At 60.9% G+C, this 19,461-nt stretch carries 15 protein-coding genes; 1 reads left to right on the top strand and 14 read right to left on the bottom strand.

The window, feature by feature from the left end; translation table 11 throughout:
• Positions 1-421 precede the first annotated feature (421 nt).
• The 14 genes from hutG to hutC all read right to left on the bottom strand — a co-directional run bounded on the left by hutG (position 422) and on the right by hutC (position 17,833).
• Positions 422-1,225: an N-formylglutamate deformylase gene (hutG, locus tag ACRER8_RS23865; RefSeq protein ID WP_431748640.1), complete on the bottom strand. Its 804-nt coding sequence runs from the start codon at positions 1,223-1,225 to the stop codon at positions 422-424.
• Positions 1,226-1,238: 13 nt separating this feature from the next.
• On the bottom strand, positions 1,239-2,444 hold the full coding sequence (gene hutI / locus ACRER8_RS23870; RefSeq protein WP_431748641.1) for an imidazolonepropionase: 1,206 nt from the start codon (positions 2,442-2,444) through the stop codon (positions 1,239-1,241).
• Positions 2,445-2,604: 160 nt separating this feature from the next.
• The gene (locus ACRER8_RS23875; RefSeq protein ID WP_431748642.1) at positions 2,605-3,999 is read right to left on the bottom strand and encodes an amino acid permease; all 1,395 of its coding nucleotides are present in this window, start codon (positions 3,997-3,999) and stop codon (positions 2,605-2,607) included.
• A 126-nt stretch (positions 4,000-4,125) separates the two neighbouring features.
• A complete protein-coding gene (hutH, locus tag ACRER8_RS23880; protein ID WP_431748643.1) occupies positions 4,126-5,676 on the bottom strand; it encodes a histidine ammonia-lyase in 1,551 nt (516 codons plus the stop codon).
• The gene (gene hutH, locus ACRER8_RS23885; RefSeq protein WP_431748644.1) at positions 5,673-7,319 is read right to left on the bottom strand and encodes a histidine ammonia-lyase; all 1,647 of its coding nucleotides are present in this window, start codon (positions 7,317-7,319) and stop codon (positions 5,673-5,675) included. Before hutH (ACRER8_RS23885) ends, hutH (ACRER8_RS23880) begins: the two co-directional genes overlap by 4 nt.
• A gap of 14 nt (positions 7,320-7,333) precedes the next feature.
• Complete coding sequence (locus ACRER8_RS23890; protein ID WP_431748654.1) at positions 7,334-8,173, bottom strand: quaternary amine ABC transporter ATP-binding protein; 840 nt, start codon at positions 8,171-8,173, stop codon at positions 7,334-7,336.
• Positions 8,173-9,024, bottom strand: a complete 852-nt coding sequence (locus ACRER8_RS23895) for an ABC transporter permease (protein ID WP_431748645.1) — start codon at positions 9,022-9,024, stop codon at positions 8,173-8,175. The genes ACRER8_RS23890 and ACRER8_RS23895 overlap by 1 nt, the downstream gene beginning before the upstream one ends.
• A gap of 209 nt (positions 9,025-9,233) precedes the next feature.
• A complete protein-coding gene (locus tag ACRER8_RS23900) occupies positions 9,234-10,199 on the bottom strand; it encodes an ABC transporter substrate-binding protein (RefSeq protein WP_431748646.1) in 966 nt (321 codons plus the stop codon).
• A gap of 131 nt (positions 10,200-10,330) precedes the next feature.
• The gene (locus ACRER8_RS23905) at positions 10,331-11,800 is read right to left on the bottom strand and encodes a purine-cytosine permease family protein (protein WP_431748647.1); all 1,470 of its coding nucleotides are present in this window, start codon (positions 11,798-11,800) and stop codon (positions 10,331-10,333) included.
• A 199-nt stretch (positions 11,801-11,999) separates the two neighbouring features.
• The gene (hutU, locus tag ACRER8_RS23910) at positions 12,000-13,697 is read right to left on the bottom strand and encodes a urocanate hydratase (RefSeq protein ID WP_431748648.1); all 1,698 of its coding nucleotides are present in this window, start codon (positions 13,695-13,697) and stop codon (positions 12,000-12,002) included.
• Positions 13,698-14,163: 466 nt separating this feature from the next.
• Entirely contained in the window at positions 14,164-14,901 is a 738-nt protein-coding gene (locus tag ACRER8_RS23915) for an anti-sigma factor (RefSeq protein ID WP_431748649.1), read from the bottom strand.
• Between the two features lie 289 nt (positions 14,902-15,190).
• On the bottom strand, positions 15,191-16,369 hold the full coding sequence (gene nhaA / locus ACRER8_RS23920) for a Na+/H+ antiporter NhaA (RefSeq protein WP_431748650.1): 1,179 nt from the start codon (positions 16,367-16,369) through the stop codon (positions 15,191-15,193).
• A gap of 103 nt (positions 16,370-16,472) precedes the next feature.
• Positions 16,473-17,066, bottom strand: coding sequence for a HutD/Ves family protein (locus ACRER8_RS23925; protein WP_431748651.1), 594 nt, complete (start codon positions 17,064-17,066; stop codon positions 16,473-16,475).
• Positions 17,063-17,833 carry a histidine utilization repressor gene (gene hutC / locus ACRER8_RS23930; protein WP_431748652.1) on the bottom strand — a complete coding sequence of 257 codons (771 nt, stop codon included), beginning with the start codon at positions 17,831-17,833 and terminating at the stop codon, positions 17,063-17,065. Before hutC ends, ACRER8_RS23925 begins: the two co-directional genes overlap by 4 nt.
• A gap of 138 nt (positions 17,834-17,971) precedes the next feature.
• Here hutC and ACRER8_RS23935 point away from each other — a divergent pair, with 138 nt between their 5' ends.
• Entirely contained in the window at positions 17,972-19,336 is a 1,365-nt protein-coding gene (locus tag ACRER8_RS23935) for a formimidoylglutamate deiminase (protein WP_431748653.1), read from the top strand.
• Positions 19,337-19,461 lie beyond the last annotated feature (125 nt).

Here is a 19,461-nt window from a genome sequence, read left to right on the forward strand (position 1 = left end):
CGGTCCACTGTGGGAGCGAATTCATTCGCGATTCGGTGTAACAAACGATGAATCTTCGTTTGATTGTGCCGGCCTCATCGCGAATGAATTCGCTCCCACAGAGGGTCGTCATGTCGCTTGAGGGAACGCGTCGCATGCCCGAAGCATTACTTCTCGTACTTCGCCCGCCCCAGGCGATCATGGCTTCCAGTAATGTCTGCGGATATGGGAGTGAGTTTGCTGGTGGTGCTCAACGGGTTGCGGCTGTTGAGGAAGTAGCACAACCCTGCGTTGCGCATCGGTCCACTGTGGGAGCGAATTCATTCGCGATTCGGTGTAACAAACGATGAATCTTCGTTTGATGTGCTCACCTCTCGCGAATGAATTCGCTCCCACGGAGGGTCATCATTTCGCTGATGGAACGCGCCGCATGCCCGAAGCATTACTTCCCGTACTTCTCCCGGCCCCAGGCGATCATGGCTTCAAGCAGTTGCTTCAACACCACGCGCGTCGGATCGGCCAGATCCGGGCGGTAGTGGAACGGCACGAATTCTTCCATGTACGTGCTCTGCGCTAGCTCCAGTTGAACGGCATGAATGTTCTCGGCCGGGTTGCCATAATGGCGGGTGATGTGGCCACCCTTGAAACGTCCGTTCAGCACATGGCTGTAGTTTTTCGCGCCCGCGCAGACCGCTTCTACGCGTTTTTCCAGTTCAGGATCGCAGCTGGCGCCGTTGAAGGTGCCGAGGTTGAAATCCGGCAGGCGACCGTCGAACAGGTGCGGAATGTGCCCACGGATCGAGTGCGCATCGAACAGTAGGGCGTAGCCGAACTCATCACGCAGCCGCTCAAGCTCAGCGCGCAGGGTCTCGTGGTACGGCGTCCATATCTGCTGCAGATAACTCGCGCGCTCTTCCTCGCTCGGGACCTGACCCTCCTTGAAAAGCGGATCGCCTTCGAACAACGTCGACGGGTACAGCCCCGTGGTCGCGCCGGCATACAGCGGCTTGTCATCGGAGGGGCGATTGAGATCGATGACGAAACGCGAATACTCGGCAGCCAACACGCTGGCGCCCAGGTCGTGGGCGAAATCGTAAAGGCGCGGGATATGCCAGTCGGTGTCCGGCAGGCTCACCGCTTCGTCCACCAGCCCTTCCCGCACCACAGGCGTCAAATTCAGACCTGGGTGGGGCATGCTGATCAACAGCGGTACGCGACCGCGAGTGAAACTCAGAACCTTATCCACAGTGTTCTCCTGATTAGAAACGACTTTCAACGCCGTGACGCACGACGCGTTTATCCAGATCTCCGCCCAGCCAGTAGGCCAGGTCTGCGGGCCGCTCGATGTTCCATGCGACGAAATCGGCGACCTTGCCGACCTCAAGCGAGCCGTGGCTATCGGCCATGCCCAAGGCCTGCGCGGCATGAAGAGTGGCGCCAGCCAAGGCTTCTTCGGGCGTCATGCGGAACAGCGTACAGGCCATGTTCAGCATCAATCGCAGCGACAGGCCGGGCGAGGTGCCAGGGTTGAGGTCGGTGGCGATGGCGATTTTCACGCCGTGTTTGCGCAAGGCCTCCATCGGCGGCAGCCGGGTTTCGCGCAGGAAGTAGAACGCTCCCGGCAGCAGCACCGCGACGGTGTCGGAAGCGGCCATGGCGATGGCGTCTTCTTCTGTCATGAATTCCAGATGGTCAGCGGACAGGGCCTGATAACGCGCCGCCAGACTCGAACCATGCAACGACGACAGTTGCTCGGCGTGCAGCTTCACCGGCAGGCCGAGTTGACCTGCGGTGATGAACACCTGCTCGACCTGCTCCGGGGAAAACGCCAGGTATTCGCAGAACGCATCGACCGCATCGACCAGATCTTCCGCCGCCAGCGCAGGCAGCATTTCACTGCAGACATGGGCGATGTAATCGTCGGCGCGGTCCTTGTATTCGGGGGGCAAGGCATGAGCAGCGAGGCAGGTGCTACGTACGGTGACGGGGAGTTTTTCGCCGAGTTGACGAATCACCCGAAGCATCTTGCGCTCGTTGGCCAGGTCCAGGCCGTAGCCGGATTTGATCTCGACCGTGGTCACGCCATCGTTGAGCAGTTGCTGTAAACGGCGCTCGGCGCTGGCGTACAGCTGCTCTTCGCTGGCCGCCCGCGTGGCCCGCACCGTGCTGGCGATACCGCCTCCAGCCGCTGCGATCTCGGCATAACTGACCCCTTGCAGGCGCTGCTCGAATTCGCCACTGCGATTGCCGCCGAACACCGTGTGGGTGTGGCAGTCGATCAGCCCAGGCGTGACCCAGGCACCGTTCAGGTCGACGCGGTTCAGCTCGCCCTGATCCGGCAACTCGCCCAGCGGGCCGATCCAGGCGATATGCGCTCCTTCGGTGACGATGGCGGCATCCTCGATGATCGAGTAAGTGCCGTTTGCCATGCTTGCTGCGTGACAGTTATGCCAGAGCGTTTTCATCGATGCCTCCAGAGTTTTTAGTCGTGCCATGTGCGTCATGCGCAGAACCCTGTGGGAGCGAATTTATTCGCGAAAAATCGTACATCCGATGGAAATGTGTTGGATGTACTGGCCTATCGCGAATGCATTTGCTCCCGCAGGTTATGGGTCAGTCAACAAATCAGCGGTTTGCCTCTAGATTGCCTTGGGTTTGGTTGGGCTTCACCCAAACCCGATAAGCAATCACCAGCAGCACGATCCACACCACACCGACCACCAAGGCCGGTTGCGAATCCGGGAAATAACCCAGCACCGCGAATACGAACACCATGAACAAGGTGGCGGCGATGGGCGCGACCGGCCAGAACGGCACCGGGAATTTCAGTTGCGCGACGTCTTCAGCGCTCATCGAGCGACGCATCGCGATCTGCGTGACCAGAATCATCAGCCAGACCCACACGGTGGCAAAGGTCGCGATGGAGGCGATCAGCAGGAACACGTTCTCCGGGATCAGGTAGTTCAGCACCACGCCGCACAGCAGGGCAGCGCCCATCACCAGCACGGTCATCCACGGCACGCCATTGGCTGATAATTGCGCGAAGCCTTTGGGCGCCTGACCCTGTTTTGCCAGGCCATACATCATGCGACCGGCGCCGAAAATATCGCTGTTGATCGCTGACACCGCAGCTGAGATCACCACGATGTTGAGGATGATCGCCGCCGAGGAAATCCCCAGCTTGTCGAAAATCTGGACGAACGGGCTGCCCTGATTGCCGATGTCCTGCCACGGATACAGCGACATCAGCACGAACAGCGTCAGCACGTAAAACAGCAGGATGCGCAGCGGCACGGCATTGATCGCACGAGGGATCACGCGCTCCGGATTACGCGCTTCGCCGGCAGCCACGCCGATGATTTCGATGCCGCCAAACGCGAACATCACCACCGCCAGCGCCGCGACCATCCCGCCGACGCCATTGGGCATGAAGCCGCCCTGCGTCCATAGGTTGCTCACGTGGCTGACGCTCTCGCCCGAAATCGAACCGATGCCGAATAGCAGGATGCCGAAGCCTGCGAGGATCATCGCGATGATCGCGCCGACCTTGAGCAGCGACAGCCAGAATTCGGTTTCGCCAAATACCTTGACGCTGCACAGATTGAGCGCGCCAATCACAAATACGATGCCGAGCACCCAGATCCATCGAGGCACGTCGGGGAACCAGAAACCCATGTAAATCCCGAATGCCGTGACGTCGGCCAGGCAGACGATGATCATCTCGAACGCATACGTCCAACCGAGCACGAACCCGGCCATGGGGCCCAGATAGGTGCTGGCGTACTCGCTGAAAGAGCCAGCCACCGGGTTGCGTACAGCCATCTCGCCCAAGGCGCGCATGACCATGTACACCGCCGCCCCCGCGATCAAATAGACCAGCAGCACGGCGGGGCCTGCCAGTTTGATCGCCGAGGCCGAGCCATAGAACAGCCCGGTGCCGATCGCCGAACCCAGCGCCATGAAGCGAATGTGACGGGCGCTGAGCCCGCGTTTCAGATCTGTTGCGTTTTGCGATTTCATCTCACGCTTTTTCCTAGTCTTTCTCGTGCTGCGAAATGACCGGGCGGCGATGCTCGCGCGTCTGTGGGCGCGAGCGTTGCGTATACCCGATCATTCCAATGACAGGCCCTCCTGGCCTGTCCCCGATCAGAAGCTCGGCAGCAGGTCAGCAGACACCAGTTCGCTCAGGCAATTGGAAGCCAGAAGCTCGGTGGCGGCCTCGATGTCAGGGGCGAAGAAGCGGTCTTTTTCGTAGAACGGGACCTTGCCGCGCAGGGTGGTGCGGGCGATTTCCAGTTTTTCCGAGGTCTTCAGACCATTGCGCAGGTCCAGACCCTGACACGCAGCCAGCCATTCTACAGCCAGCACGCCGCGAGTGTTTTCCGCCATTTCCCACAAACGCTTGCCAGCTGCCGGGGCCATCGACACATGGTCTTCCTGGTTGGCGGAGGTCGGCAGGCTGTCGACGCTGTGCGGATGGGCCAGCGCCTTGTTTTCGCTGGCCAATGCCGCGGCGGTCACCTGCGCAATCATGAAGCCGGAGTTCACACCCCCGTTGGCTACCAGGAATGGCGGCAGCTGCGACATGTGCTTGTCCATCATCAGCGAGGTGCGGCGTTCGCTCAGTGAACCGATTTCGGCGATGGCCAGCGCGATGTTGTCAGCGGCCATGGCCACCGGCTCGGCGTGGAAGTTGCCGCCGGAAATCACTTCGCCTTCGGCCGCGAACACCAGCGGGTTGTCGGAGACCGCGTTGGATTCGATCGCCAGCACTTCGGCGGCCTGACGCAACTGAGTCAGGCAGGCGCCCATGACTTGTGGCTGGCAACGCAGGGAGTAGGGATCCTGAACCTTGTCGCAGTCGCGATGGGATTCAGAGACCTGGCTACCATCGCCCAGCAGATCGCGATAGGCCGCAGCCGAGTCGATCTGTCCGCGTTGCCCCCGTGCGGCATGAATGCGCGGGTCGAACGGCGCGCGCGAGCCCAGGACCGCTTCAACCGTCAGCGCGCCGCAGCTCAGGGCACCGGCGAATAGGTCTTCGGCTTCGAACAGGCCGCGCAGCGCATAAGCGGTCGACACCTGAGTGCCGTTGAGCAGTGCCAGACCTTCCTTCGCCGCCAGCGTCAGCGGCGTGAGACCGGCGACCGCCAAAGCTTCAACGGCACTCAGCCATTGGCCTTTGTACCGCGCCTTGCCTTCGCCCAGCAGCACCAGCGACATGTGCGCCAGTGGCGCAAGATCACCTGATGCACCGACCGAACCCTTGAGCGGGATGTGTGGATAAACCTCGGCGTTGATCAAGGTAATCAGCGCGTCGATGACCTGACGACGAATACCGGAGAAACCGCGACTCAGGCTGTTGACCTTGAGCACCATGATCAGGCGCACCAGATCATCGCTGAGCGGCTGACCGACGCCCGCTGCGTGGGAGAGCACCAGCGAGCGCTGCAGGTTTTCCAGATCGGCGCTGGCGATGCGGGTCGAAGCCAGCAGGCCGAAGCCAGTGTTGATGCCGTAGGCCGTGCGGTTCTCGGCCAGGATCTGCTCGACGCAGGCCACGCTGTCCTCGATCTGCTGATCGGCGCTGGGGTCCAGGCTCAGGGTCACGGGTTGCTGGTAGATCGCGCGCAGTTGCGCCAGGGTCAGCTGGCCGGGGATCAGATTCAGCGGGGTCGCCTTTTGGGTGTCGGTCACGATGCTGCTACTCCTTCATTGATTTCGGTCGGCTCAGGACTGGCTCCTGCCTGTCCGGCGCTTGTGGCGCTCGAGCTGCGACTGTTGCTGTTGCTGTTGTGGTGAGTGTTCGTCGCGTAGTCGCGACAGACCTGAAATACGGTTTCCAGTGACTCTTCGTTCTTGAGCAGGGTCACGCTGCTGGCGATGTCCGGGGCCAGCCAGCGATCTTCGTCATAGGCCGGAACGCGCTCGCGCAGCAGGCGCCAGGCCGCTTCGGTGCCGACGCCGAAACGCGGGCCCTTGAAGAATTCGAAAGCCTGAGCGGCCAGCAGATACTCGATGGCGAGGATCTGCGTTACGTTCTCCAGCACCTTGTGCAGCTTCAAGGCAGCGCTGGTGCCCATGCTCAGATGATCCTCCTGCAGACCCGAGGTCACGTAGTTGTCGATGACCGCCGGTTGCGCCAGCTGGCGGTTTTCCGCGCACAGTGAAGCGGCGACGTACTGCACGATCATCATTCCGGAGTTGACCCCCGGCTGGCTGACCAGAAACGCGGGCAGGCCGCTGACCGTCGGATTGATCAGGCGATCCAGACGTCGCTCGGCAATCGAGCCCAGTTCGGCCATGGCAATCGCCAGCAAGTCGGCGGCCATTGCGACGGACTGACCGTGGGGGTTTGCCTGTGAAATAACGCGATAGGCCTCGGGCGTGCCCAGCAGCAACGGGTTGTCGGTGGCCGAGTTGAGCTCGGTTTCGATCTGCCGCGTGGCGTGGGCGAGTTGGTCGCGGGTGGCCCCATGGACCTGCGGAATGGAGCGGATGCTCAAGGCGTCCTGAGTGCGAATGCCTTGACTGTTGGCGAGCACTTCGCTGCCCGCCAGCAGGCCGCGCAGGTTTTTGCCGACCTGCTGCATGCCCGGATGCGGCTTGAGCGCGATGATGGTTTCATCGAACGCATCCAACTGCCCGCGCAGACCTTCGAAGGTCATGGCGCTGATCACGTCGGCCCATTGCATCAGACGATTGACGTCGGCAATCGCCAGGCAACCGAGCCCGGTCATGCACGGCGTACCGTTGACCAGACACAGCCCGTCCTTGGCCCCGAGTTCGACCGGCGACAAACCTTCTTCGCTCAGCGCCTGCAACGCCGACACCACTTGGCCGCGATAGCTGACCTGACCGACGCCCAGCAGCGCCACGCCGATGTGCGCCATGTGCGTCAGATAGCCCACCGAACCCTGCGATGGCACCTGTGGCGTGATGTGCCGGTTGAGCAGGGCCAGCAGCGCCTGCACCACCTGACGATGAATCCCGGATTTACCCTGGCTGTAGTTGATGATCGCGGCGCAGATGATCGCGCGGGTCTGCTCGTCCGGCAGAGCCGGGCCGACACCGCAGGCATGACTGAGCAAGGTATTACGCGACAGGCGACTCAACTGCTCGCCTTGCAGCGACACGTTGCACAGCGCGCCCAGCCCGGTATTCACGCCATAGGCGCGCTCGCCGTTGCTAACGATGCTTTGCACGATGGCCTGCGCGTTGTCGATGCGCGCCCAGGCGCTGTCGGACAGGGCCAGTGCTGCGCCGTGACGGGCCACCGCAGTGATGTCCTGCCAAGTGACCTGTGCCTCGCCGATGATGATCTGTTCTGCTCGCGACATGACTACCGCCGTCCTTAAATTGTCGCCACGCGCCGCTGGACGAAACGATCAACGTAATCGTCGGCTGGCGAGTAGAGGATTTCTTTCGGTGTGCCGACCTGGATCAACCGGCCATCCTTGAGAATGGCGATGCGATTGCCGATGCGCACGGCTTCATCGAGGTCGTGGGTGATGAAGACGATGGTCTTCTTCAGAGTCGATTGCAGCTCCAGCAACTGATCCTGCATTTCGGCGCGGATCAGTGGGTCAAGGGCGCTGAAGGCTTCGTCCATCAGGATGATGTCGGTGTCGGCCGCGAGTGCGCGGGCCAGGCCCACGCGCTGACGCATGCCGCCGGACAACTGATGCGGGTATTTCTTCTCGTAGCCCTTCAGGCCCACCGTGGTGATCCAGTGTTGCGCGCGCTCGGCACACTGCTTCCTGCTCTCGCCACGAATGGTCAGGCCGTAGGCGACGTTGTCGATCACGGTCTTGTGCGGCAGCAGGCCGAAGCTCTGGAACACCATGCTTATCTTGTGCCGACGGAAGTTGCGCAGCGCTTCCATGTCGTAGGTCAGGATGTTCTCGCCATCCACCAGAATTTCGCCGCTGGTTGGGTCGATCAGGCGATTGAAGTGGCGCACCAGGGTCGACTTGCCGGAACCCGACAGGCCCATGATCACGAAGATCTCGCCGCTGCCGATGGACAGCGACAGGTCGTTCACGCCGACCACGCAGCCGGTCTGCGCCAGCACCTGATCCTTGCTCTGGTTCTGCTGGACCATCGCCAGCGCTTCCTTGGCGCGGCTGCCGAAGATCTTGTACACGTTGTTGACGATGATTTTGCCGCCGGTGTTCGTAGTTTCAGCGTTCATCATTTGCTCGCCTCATGCCGTGGACGGCCATAGGCCTGCGTAATGCGGTCGATCACCACCGCCAGGATGACGATCGCCAGACCTGCCTCCAGGCCTCGACCGACGTTGAGGGTCTGAATACCCACCAGCACGTCTTCACCCAGGCCACGGGCGCCGATCATCGAGGCGATCACCACCATCGACAGGGCCATCATGGTGGTCTGGTTAATCCCGGCCATGATGCTCGGCAGGGCCAGCGGTAGCTGCACGCCGAACAGTTGCTGCCAGCGGTTGGCGCCGAACGCATTGATCGCTTCCATGACTTCGCCGTCGACCTGCCGAATGCCCAGGTCAGTCAGGCGAATCAGCGGCGGCGCGGCGTAGATCACCGTGGCGAAGATCGCCGGAACCTTGCCCAGACCGAAGAGCATCAGCACCGGGATCAGGTACACGAAGCTGGGCATGGTCTGCATGATGTCGAGTAGCGGCATCAGCACCGAGCGCAGGCGATTGCTGCGCGCCGACAGAATGCCCAGCGGCACGCCGATGATCACCGATATGACGGTCGCGACAAGCATCAGCGCCAGCGTCTGCATCAGCTTGTCCCACAGGCCGACCGCGCCGACCAGGAACAGCAGACCGACGATCACCGCCGTGGTGGTGATCTTGCGGGTGGCGTGCCAGGCGATGATGCCGACTATGGCCAGTAATACCCACCACGGCGCGATGCGCAGCAGGCCTTCGAGTTTGACGATGGCCCACAGCAGGGTATCGGAGATATGCCGGAACACGTCGCCGTAGTTGGTGACCAGTTTGTCGACCCAGTCATTGACCCAGTCGGCGATGGAGAACGTGAAGCTTTCGGGGAACATATGCTTGTCTCGATCTATCAGGTGATGCAGATCCGTTGTTCAGGTACTGCCTGGTTCTGTGGCTGACGCAGGACCTGTGAGAGCGAATTCATTCGCGATACAGAGGCGCAGACGATAAACCTGTATCGAATGTGCTGGCGTCTCGCGATGAATCCGCTCCCACAGTGTCCGTGCGCACCGCCACTTCATTGCGGCATCCGGACTAATCCTTACAGCGAAGCCTCTACCTTTTTGGCAGCGTCTTCGCTGACCCATTGGTGCCAGACCTCAGGATGTTCCTTGAGGAAGATCTTCGCCAGTTTTGGCGATTCGATACGGTCCTTGGTCATGCGCGCCAGATTCTGATTCAGCAGGTCGATTGGAATGTTGACCTTCTCCATCACCGCCACCAGCTCCGGCGCCTGGTCGTGGAAGGTCTTGGACAGGCCTACCTTGATCTCGATGGTTTTGTTCACGCCGGCTTTCTCTTCCAGGCGCACCATGTCCACCTGGCCCATCAACGGGGTTGGCGACCAGTAGTAGGCCAGGATCGGCTCGCCACGCTTGTAGCTCGACAGAATCGCCGCATCCAGGGCGGGACCGGTGCCTGGGCGGAAGTTGGTGAACTTGTCTTCCAGCCCGTAACTCTTGAGCATTTCGCTGTTTTCCAGCTCGCAGGTCCAGCCCGCCGGGCAGTTGTAGAAACGGCCTTTCTCCGGCTCTTCGGCATCCTTGAACACAGCCGCGTATTTGCCCAGATCGGCGATCGATTTCAGGTCCGGGGCCTTGGCTTCGAGCTTGCGCTTGGGGTCACCTTCGATCACGTAGCGCGGTACATACCAACCTTCCACAGCGCCCTTGACCGGAGCGCCGACACCTACGACTTTGCCCGCGGCTTCGGCCTTGTTCCACACTTCGCTGCGGCCTACCCACTCCTCGGCGAAAACCTGAATATCGTTGGTGCCCAGGGCGTTTTCCATCGTGATGGAGTTGCCTGGCAGGCTGTCCACTTCACAGCCATAGCCTTTGTTCAGGACGACCTGCAGCACGTCGGTCAGCAGCATCGCGCTCTCCCAGTTCAGACCGGCGAATTTCACCGGCTTGCCGGACTCACACCATCCCGCTGCCTGACTGGCGCCGCTGGCGAGTAAGCCTGCGGTCAGCAATGTGGATAGCAGGGCCTTGTTCTTGATCATTGTGTGACGCTCCTGGTCTTGAATGGGACTGCGGCAATAATGGAATCAGGCGGCATCCGGCCGATGGGACGGCGCGCTTTGCAACGCCGTCCCGCCTCGCTCCAGCTCTAACAGACGTGCATGGCGGACAGTCAGTTCACCGCCGTGTTCTTGGGGATCGCGTTGTGGCTTGATTGAGTCGTCTCGTGCTCTGTCGGCAGGATCAGGTGATCGGCAATTTTCCCTGGCCACTTTCTGGCGGCCACGTAATACAGCACGGCAGGCACCACCAGGCCGATGATCCATGAGATATCTGTGTCATCGAGGCTCGCGACCAGAGGGCCGGTATAGAAATGAGTTGAGATGAATGGCATCTGAATCAGTACGCCGATGACGTAGATACCGATGCCGATCCAGTTCCAGCGGCCATACCGGCCGTCAGGATTGGACAGGGCAGGGATGTCGTAGCGTTCTTTCGAGATGCAGTAGAAATCCACCAGGTTGATCGCGCTCCACGGCGTGAAGAACGCCAACAGGAACAGAATGAACGCCGAGAAATCCTTGAGGAACGAATCCTTGCCCAGCAGAGCCAGCGCGGTGGCGATACCGACCATGACGAAGATGTAGGTCAGGCGCAGGGCGCTGGAAATATGCCGGTTGCCGCGGAAACCGCTGACGATGGTGGCAATCGACATGAAGCTGCCGTAGGCATTGAGCGTGGTGATGGTCACCTTGCCGAACGCGATGCTGAAATACAGCGCCGCCGCCACCGTACCCGTTCCGCCCAGACCGACGATGTAGGAAACCTCATGGTGGGCGAAATTCTTGCCAGCCAATGCTGCCGCGAACACGCCGAACACCATCGACGCCTGCGCGCCGATCACCGAACCCAGACCCACGGCCCAGAACGTCTTGCTGGCCGAAGTACTGCGCGGCAGATAGCGCGAGTAGTCGGCGACATACGGCCCGAACGCAATCTGCCACGAGGCGGACAGGGAGATCGCCAGCAGGAAGCTGCTCAGCGAAAAGTGCTTGTTGCCCAGCAGCGCTCCGACATCGTTGCCTGCCAGCAATGCACCGAACAGGTAGAGGAAGGCGATCACGCCGATGATGCTGGCGACCCGACCGATCATGTGGATGACCCGGTAGCCGAAGATGGTCAGGATGACGATGGCCGCAGCGAACAGCACGATGCCTTGCCAGTCCGGCACCTGAATCAGTTGTGCGACTGCCTGGCCTGCCAGCAACGAGCCGCTGGCGGAAAAACCGATGTACATCAGGCAAACCAGCACCAGCGGGATCACTGCCCCGTAGACGCCGAATTGCACCCGACTGGAAATCATCTGCGGCAGACCCAGTTTAGGACCCTGCGCCGCGTGCAGCGCCATGACGCCGCCGCCCAGCAGTTGCCCGATGAACAGGCCGATCAGCGACCAGAACACATCGCCGCCCAGCACCACGGCCAGCGCCCCGGTGACGATCGCGGTGATCTGCAGGTTGGCACCCAGCCACAGGGTGAATTGACTGAACAGACGGCCATGTCTTTCCGCGTCAGGGATGTAGTCGATCGAACGCCTTTCGATCACGGAAGCATTTGCAGCACGATCATCTGAAACAGCCATCTGAAACATCCTCAAAAATCTGGGCAGGACATCAAATAAAAACTGTGCGAACCACGCTGGATTCATTGCTGAACCCGCCCCCGTGGAAGCGAATTCATTCGCGATGACGTCGGACCAGGCGGTGGAGATTCATCGCCTGAAAGTGCCTATCGCGAATGAATTCGCTCCCACAGGTGTTGCGTATACCCGTGGGCTTCGATCAGTTATCGATCATTGGCAGGTTCAAACCCTGCTCTTTGGCGCAGTCGATCGCGATCTGGTAACCAGCGTCGGCGTGACGCATGACGCCGGTCGCCGGGTCGTTGTGCAGAACGCGGGCGATGCGCTCGGCGGCTTCGTCGGTGCCGTCACAGACGATGACCATGCCCGAGTGCTGCGAGAAGCCCATGCCGACGCCGCCGCCATGGTGCAGCGAAACCCAGGTCGCGCCGCTGGCGGTGTTGAGCAGGGCGTTGAGCAACGGCCAGTCGGACACAGCGTCGGAGCCGTCTTGCATCGATTCGGTTTCGCGGTTGGGGCTGGCGACCGAGCCGGAATCCAGATGATCACGACCGATCACGACCGGCGCGGAAAGCTCGCCACGACGGACCATTTCGTTGAACGCCAGCCCCAGCTTGGCGCGCTGACCCAGACCGACCCAGCAGATACGCGCCGGCAGACCCTGGAAGCTGATGCGCTCGCGGGCCATGTCCAGCCAGTTGTGCAGGTGCGCGTCGTCCGGGATCAGCTCTTTAACCTTGGCGTCGGTCTTGTAAATGTCTTCGGGGTTGCCCGACAGCGCCGCCCAGCGGAACGGACCGATGCCACGGCAGAACAGCGGACGGATATACGCAGGGACGAAGCCCGGGAAATCGAACGCGTTGCTCACGCCTTCTTCCTTGGCCATCTGACGGATGTTGTTGCCGTAGTCGAAGGTCGGAATGCCTTGTTTCTGGAACGCCAGCATGGCTTCGACGTGCTCGGCCATCGACTGCTTGGCGGCCTTGACCACAGCGGCAGGCTCGGTGGCGGCGCGGTCGCGGTACTGCTCCCAGGTCCAGCCTTTTGGCAGGTAGCCGTTGAGCGGATCGTGGGCGCTGGTCTGGTCGGTGACCATGTCCGGGCGTACGCCCCGGCGGACCATTTCCGGCAGGATTTCAGCGGCGTTGCCACACAGTGCGATGGAAATTGCCTTGCCTTCGGCCGTGTATTTGGCGATGCGCGCCAGAGCATCGTCCAGGTCGGTGGCCTGCTCGTCGACGTAACGGGTTTTCAGGCGGAAGTCGATGCGGCTCTGCTGGCATTCGATGTTCAGCGAGCAAGCGCCAGCCAAAGTAGCGGCCAGAGGCTGTGCGCCACCCATGCCGCCCAAGCCTGCGGTCAATACCCAGCGGCCTTTCAGGTTGCCGTCATAGTGCTGGCGACCGGCTTCGACGAAGGTTTCATAGGTGCCCTGAACGATGCCCTGGCTGCCGATGTAGATCCAGCTGCCGGCGGTCATCTGGCCGTACATGGCCAGGCCCTTGGCGTCCAGTTCGTTGAAGTGTTCCCAGCTGGCCCAGTGCGGCACCAGGTTGGAGTTGGCGATCAGCACGCGGGGTGCGTTGCTGTGGGTCTTGAACACGCCGACTGGCTTGCCGGATTGCACCAGCAGCGTCTCGTCATCGTTCAGGTTGGTCAGGCTTTCGACGATCTTGTCGTAACACTCCCAGTTACGCGCCGCACGACCGATACCGCCGTAGACCACCAGCTCATTCGGGTTCTCGGCGACTTCTGGGTCCAGGTTGTTCATCAACATCCGCAGCGGCGCTTCGGTCAGCCAGCTTTTGGCGGTCAGTTGAGTGCCACGGGCCGCGCGGATTTCCACGTCGCGGCGTTTGGTCCATTGCTGGGCTGGGGTTTTGTTGTCAGTAGTCACGTAACAATCCTCGATGATCAATCCGGCCCAGGCACTGGGCTGACGGTGCCTGTGTCGAACAGGCGGAATATGAATCTGGCCAATCAGGCGCCGCTGGCTGTGAATCGAAGCGGTGCACCGACCGTACTCTTGCATACTCATATTTACTTGTACATACAAGCATATGCAACCAAAGGGCCAACTTTCTGGAAACAGAATCAAAAGGGCGCCAAGCAGCGCCCTGTCTCGTTTGCAGCGGTTTTAGCGTTTATGAGGGGGGGCCGGATGAGGGGGTCTAAAGAAGCCGCAGTTGTTACTTTTAGGTGCGCGCGCCCCGCGACGGTGCAATCGGTAACAGAAAGCAGTGTGCGGCGGGGGGTACGGTATTGTGCGCATGGCCGGTGTCATTGGTGGAGCTGGGTAAACCCCGTGCCCTCAGCCGCCTTGTTACTGGAAGAGCGGACCGAAAGCAGGCACGCGGTGATGGTTATCCTGCCTTCACCGCTCGCCCGACAAACTGGACCGGGCCGCTGGGCTTGTTCAGTGGCGAACCTCCGGCTTTTTCCAGCGACAGCTCGAACAGCTGATTGGGCTGCAAAGGCGGCAAGCGGTCGGTTGGCACCTTCAGCGTCTCTCCCGGCCCGACCAGCCCCAGCGAAATAGGCCCTTCCCAGTCATCGGCCCGGGTCCAGAACTGCAGCACCTTGCCTGGCGGGACCTCTACCTTGTCCACAGGCACCAATTGAATCCCGCGAATGTTACTGGCCTGAATCACCCATCCGGGGGCGTTGCTTTGCGGTGACGACAGCACGGCCAGAAACGCGGGCGGGGGAGGGGTCGGTACCTGGCCCAGCAACTGGGTGCTTAGAATCACCGATGCCGCCAGTCCTATACCCGTCAGCGCACGCCAGAAGCTGGCGTTATCCCACCAATGGATGCGGTGTTTAATGCGCCTGGTTTTGCCTTTTGTCTGGACGAACGCCAGCCCGCCGAGATTGCGCTCGATACGGTCCCGGAAGCGTGAAGAAGGCGTTTGAGGTTCGGACAGCGCAGTCAGCGTCAGCAACCGCGACTTCCATCCGTCGATGGCTTTGCGCAACGCCGGGTCATGGGCCAGACGCTCCTGGACTTCGGCGCGCTGATCCGCCGTCAGGGTGCCCAGCACGTATTCGCCAGCCAGGGTCTGGACGTCGAGATCCGGAATCTTGTCTTGTTTTTCACTCATCCCAAACACTCCCGCAGCACGGCATGGCCGCGCTCGATACAGGCGTTTACCGTGCCCGACGGCGCACAGATGCGTGTGCGATATGTTGATGAGAATAACCGCCGATGCATCCTTGAAACACACTGTTACGACGCACGGGGACGGCTTTTTCTATTGATAGGCGCGACTTCACCAAAAACCAATAGCTATTGGCGAGACGTTTCGTCTCAGGACCAGATACGGCCGATGATCGATGATCGATGGTGCGTCAGGGCGGGTCTGACGCCGATGGTACAGAGCAGGCGGCCTATCAGCTTCTGCTCAGCCGGCTACGCAGGACCACGATCCCAACCACCGCCGAGACGATCGACCCCATCAATACCCCGACCTTCACTTCATCGATCAGATGCGGCGCGCCGGGAAACGCCAGGTTGCCGATGAACAGGCTCATGGTAAAACCAATTCCGCAGAGCAGCGCAACGCCATACATCTGCACCCAGTTACTGCCCTCGGGCAATGTTGCCAAGCCAGCGCGAATCGCCAATGCCGCCGCCAGAAACACACCAATCTGCTTGCCGACGAACAGGCCCAACGCTACACCCAGCGGCACCGAGTCAACCAGATTGCCGAGGGTAATCCCGGACAACGAAACGCCGGCGTTGGCAAACCCGAACACCGGAACCACGGCGAACGCCACCCAGTAATGCATCTTCTCTTCAAGAAACAACAGCGGCGAGCGGGCTTCCTCCTGTCGGGTTCCCAGCGGGATACACAACGCCAGCGCCACACCCGCCAGCGTCGCGTGCACGCCGGACTGCAGTACGAAGAACCACAGCAGCAGGCCGAGCAGCAAATAGGGCAACAGGCGCTGAACGCCCATGCGATTCATGATCACCAGCACCGCAAGCGTCGCGAACGAGGCGCCGAGCATCGGCAGATTCAGGCCAGTGCTGTAGAACAGGGCGATGATGGTCACAGCGCCCAGATCATCGAGAATCGCCAGCGCGGCAAGAAAGACCTTCAGCGAAGTAGGGACGCGCTTGCCCAGCAATGACAAAACGCCAAGCGCAAACGCAATGTCGGTGGCTGCCGGAATCGCCCAACCGCTGAGGGTTTGGGCGTTGCCCGAATTGATCCCGACGTAGATCAGGGCCGGAACCAGCATCCCGCCCGCCGCCGCGAAACCGGGCAGCGCGCGCTGGCCCCAACTGGCAAGTCCGCCGGCCAACACTTCGCGTTTTATTTCCAGTCCGACCATCAGAAAGAAGATCGCCATCAGGCCATCGTTGATCCACAGCTCGATCGACAACCCACCCCAAACGCTGTGCAGCGCCGCAAAGTAAAACGAGGCGATGGGGGAGTTGGCGACGATGATCGCGGCCAGGGCAGCGCCCATCAATACGATCCCGCCGGCAGATTCCGAGGCAAGGAAACTGGCGAGAATGGCTATCGCACGCGGGGTTTGTTTGTCGGGATTGAGCGGTGTCATGCGCGTCCTTGTCTGGTTGCTTCAGGCTGATGCCGAACGGCTTCTGCCGAAGGCGTGTGGGCCTACGCCCTCCGGGCAGAAGCTGCGCCCGCAAGACAGAATCTTAAATTGCGGTAAGTTCAATCACACAAGCCCGGCTCGCCCGTGGCGCGTACAGCACCACCTCCAGCAACGCTCCTTCGGCATTGTCCACCTGCAGACAATCGTGCCGCTCCAGCAATTGCGGCGGATGTTCGCCGACATTGGCTGCTATCTGCTCGGCCGCGCTGAACACCAAAAACACATTGGCCGAGCTGAAAAACCGCTGGGGCTGCAGCACGTCGATCCATTGCAGGCGCGCACGATAGCGGGTCGGAGCGTAGATCAGATTGAAATCGCGGATCGGCCCATCCAGCAATGTGCAAGAGACCTGACTGTCGCCACTGAAGGCAAACGGGTCGGACGGCAGCAACGCTTCGCTGTCCCTGCCGTCGATATTCAGCGTCATGCCCGCGCCTTGCAGCACGGTGATGATGCGCAGGTAACCGGCGAACAGCGAAAAGCCGCCCGATTCGCCGATGTCTGCAATCGACAGACGCCAGCCGAAGCCGTCCAGGCCCTCGCCTGCGTCGCGGGTGATTTCCTCGGTGCTGCCACCGCCGTTTTTCCAGGGCATGCGCGGATAATCGGCGGCACGCAGAACAGTCAGTTGAGTCATTTGCTGAAACGTCCTTCCAGACGATGGCGTGAGCCAGGGTGAATCAGGCGCGCAGCGGTCACCGGTTGGCGTCCTGACCAGGTGCGGCGCCGTACCAGCAGGCACGGCTCGCCCTTTTCGATTTGCAACAGCTTGCACTCGTCAGGATCGGCCAGAATCGCCTCGACCACGTGCTCACCCTCGGTCAGCGGCGCGACCTGATTGAGATAGGCGTATGGGGTCTGTTTGGTGAAGTCCTGCTGCAGATAGTCCGGCGCGACCAGCGCATTGACGAAGCGGTCCTCTATTTGCACGGGAATGTCGTTTTCGAAGTGCACGATCAGCGAATGGAACACCCGCTGGCCTTCACGCATGTCCAAAGCCAGCGCACGTTCGGAGCCCGCGGCTTCTTCGCAGAGAACGATCACCTCGCAGGTATGGACATGGCCGCGTGAGGCGATTTCATCGGCGATGTTGTGCACTTCAAACAGCGCGGACTGGGTCTTGGGTTCAGCCACGAACGTACCGACGCCCTGCATGCGCACCAGCATACCTTCGGCTGTCATCTCGCGCAGTGCGCGGTTGATGGTCATGCGGCTGAAGCCGAGTTGAGTCACCAGCTCGCTTTCGGACGGCACGCGGTGATGCGGCGGCCAGGTTCCGTTCTGGATCTGCTGGGTGATCATTTGCTTCACCCGGGCGTAGAGCGGCGCCGGACTGTCACCCATCTGGGCGGCCAGCGGAGAATTGGCAGGCGGAGTCGGCACAGAAAAATCCTTGTCAGGCATGATCGATCAATGAGTGAACAAGCTACGAACAGCGCCCACGCTAACCATTAACGCGAGCGCCGACAAGCTTGCCGCAGTTTACCGAGCAGGCAAACGTCTGTATATGTATAGACAATTTCACGCGAGGAGTGCGAAACAATGTCCGTTTTCTTTGCCGAACGAGCGTTATTGCCTGCTGGCTGGGCCAATAACGTGCGTTTTGAGGTCAGCGTTGATGGTTTTCTGACCAGCGTCCAGGCCGATGCCGATCGTCAGGGCGCCGAGCTGATCACCGGTCCAGTGGTGCCGGGCATGCCTAATTTGCACTCCCATGCATTTCAGCGCGCGATGGCCGGGCTGGCGGAAGTCGTGGGCAATCCGAATGACAGCTTTTGGACATGGCGTGATTTGATGTACCGCTTGGTCGGCCAGATCAGCCCGCAGCAACTGGGCGTCATCGCGCGGCAGCTGTACATCGAAATGCTCAAGGGCGGCTTTACCTCGGTAGCGGAATTTCACTACGTTCATCAGGACGCCGCTGGCAAGCCGTACGCCAATCCTGCCGAGCTGGCCGTGCAGGTCAGTCAGGCGGCCGGTTCCGTCGGGATCGGCATGACCCTGCTGCCAGTGCTGTACACCCACTCGGGTTTCGGCGGCCTGCCGCCCAACGAAGGGCAGCGCAGGTTCATCAACAGCACCGAAAGTTATCTGGACCTGCAATCGCGCCTGAGTCCGATCATCAACGCGCAACCGGCGCAGGCGCTGGGGCTGTGTTTTCACTCGTTGCGAGCCGTTACTCCGCAGCAGATCAGTGAGGTGCTGGCCGACAGCGACAAGCGGTGCCCGGTCCACATTCATATCGCCGAACAGCAAAAGGAAGTCGATGACTGCCTGAGCTGGAGCGGGCGTCGTCCGCTGCAATGGCTGTATGAAAACGTCGATGTCGATGAGCGCTGGTGTCTGGTGCACGCGACTCACGCCGAAGCCGATGAAGTGACATCAATGGCCAGAAGTGGTGCGGTGGCGGGTTTGTGCCTGACCACCGAAGCGAACCTGGGCGACGGGATTTTCCCGGCGGTCGACTACATCGCTCAGGGCGGGCGTTGGGGGATTGGCTCGGACAGCCATGTCTCGCTCAGCGTGGTCGAAGAGCTGCGCTGGCTGGAGTATGGGCAGCGCTTGCGTGATCAGCGGCGCAATCGACTGTACCGTGCCGATCAGCCAATGGTTGGCCGGACGTTGTATGACGCAGCGTTGGTCGGTGGTGCTCAGGCAATGGGCCAACCGATCGGCGCTCTGGAAGTCGGTAAACGCGCGGACTGGCTGGTGCTCGATGGCAATGACCCGTACCTGGCCACTGCTTCGGGCGACGCGATCCTCAACCGCTGGCTGTTTGCAGGGGGCGATCGGCAGATTCGAGAGGTGATGGTCAACGGCCGTTGGGTAATCCGCGACGGCCGGCATGCTGATGAAGAAGAAAGCAGCCGCGCGTTTGTTCAGGTGTTGCGCGAGTTACTGGGATAGGACGTGTCTGTTTAACGTGAAGGGCGATGATCAACCTGTGGGAGCGAATTCATTCGCGCTGCGGTAGTACATCCGCCAGAGATGCATCGGATGTAAGGGCTTCTCGCGAATGAATTCGCTCCCAC

Source organism: Pseudomonas sp., from assembly GCF_050739935.1.
Classification (GTDB): domain Bacteria; phylum Pseudomonadota; class Gammaproteobacteria; order Pseudomonadales; family Pseudomonadaceae; genus Aquipseudomonas.

Bases quoted from the DNA above. Each gene is read 5' to 3' on its own strand.
- hutI (WP_431748641.1), bottom strand. From the start codon at position 2,444: ATGAAAACGCTCTGGCATAACTGTCACGCAGCAAGCATGGCAAACGGC.
- ACRER8_RS23875 (WP_431748642.1), bottom strand. From the start codon at position 3,999: ATGAAATCGCAAAACGCAACAGATCTGAAACGCGGGCTCAGCGCCCGT.
- hutH (WP_431748644.1), bottom strand. From the start codon at position 7,319: ATGTCGCGAGCAGAACAGATCATCATCGGCGAGGCACAGGTCACTTGG.
- ACRER8_RS23890 (WP_431748654.1), bottom strand. From the start codon at position 8,173: ATGAACGCTGAAACTACGAACACCGGCGGCAAAATCATCGTCAACAAC.
- ACRER8_RS23895 (WP_431748645.1), bottom strand. From the start codon at position 9,024: ATGTTCCCCGAAAGCTTCACGTTCTCCATCGCCGACTGGGTCAATGAC.
- ACRER8_RS23900 (WP_431748646.1), bottom strand. From the start codon at position 10,199: ATGATCAAGAACAAGGCCCTGCTATCCACATTGCTGACCGCAGGCTTA.
- ACRER8_RS23905 (WP_431748647.1), bottom strand. From the start codon at position 11,800: ATGGCTGTTTCAGATGATCGTGCTGCAAATGCTTCCGTGATCGAAAGG.
- ACRER8_RS23915 (WP_431748649.1), bottom strand. From the start codon at position 14,901: ATGAGTGAAAAACAAGACAAGATTCCGGATCTCGACGTCCAGACCCTG.
- nhaA (WP_431748650.1), bottom strand. From the start codon at position 16,369: ATGACACCGCTCAATCCCGACAAACAAACCCCGCGTGCGATAGCCATT.
- ACRER8_RS23925 (WP_431748651.1), bottom strand. From the start codon at position 17,066: ATGACTCAACTGACTGTTCTGCGTGCCGCCGATTATCCGCGCATGCCC.
- hutC (WP_431748652.1), bottom strand. From the start codon at position 17,833: ATGCCTGACAAGGATTTTTCTGTGCCGACTCCGCCTGCCAATTCTCCG.
- ACRER8_RS23935 (WP_431748653.1), top strand. From the start codon at position 17,972: ATGTCCGTTTTCTTTGCCGAACGAGCGTTATTGCCTGCTGGCTGGGCC.